The sequence below is a fragment of the Pseudomonas sp. L13 genome (assembly GCF_009935965.1).
GTDB lineage: Bacteria > Pseudomonadota > Gammaproteobacteria > Pseudomonadales > Pseudomonadaceae > Aquipseudomonas > Aquipseudomonas lactis.
On record NZ_QODJ01000171.1, the window covers coordinates 1 to 536 of the forward strand.

The window sequence follows — 536 nt, forward strand, 5'->3', positions numbered from 1 at the left end:
ACTGCAACGACCTTGACCAATGTCGCCGCCGGCGCCTTGAGCGCCACCAGCACCGAGGCAGTCAATGGCAGCCAGTTGAATGCCACCAACACCTCGGTAACGGATTTGGGCACCAGCCTCAATACTTCTATAACCAACCTGGGCAACAGCTTCAGCACCCAACTGGGCAATATCGTCACTAACGGTGCGGGCATCAAGTATTTCCACAGCAGCTCGGCACTAGGCGACAGCACTGTCAGCGGCAACGACAGCATGGCTATCGGGCCAGTGGCAACCGCCTCGGCCGACAACGCTATTGCATTGGGCAACGGCGCCAACGCCAGCATCGCCAACTCGTTGGCCCTGGGTAATGGCGCAACTACCACCGCTGCCACTGCCACCGCTAGCAGCGTGATCAACGGCACCACGTATACCTTCGCCGGTGCTGCGCCTGTGGGTGTGCTCAGCGTCGGCACCGTCGGTGCCGAACGGCAGATCAGCAACGTCGCCGCTGGTCGAGTCTCGGCCACCAGCACCGACGCGGTCAATGGCAGCCA

General features: G+C 61.8%; 1 pseudogene. It reads left to right on the plus strand.

Annotated elements, in window-relative coordinates:
- Positions 1 to 536 (plus strand): annotated as a pseudogene (locus tag DK871_RS28525) (hemagglutinin); the annotation flags it as partial.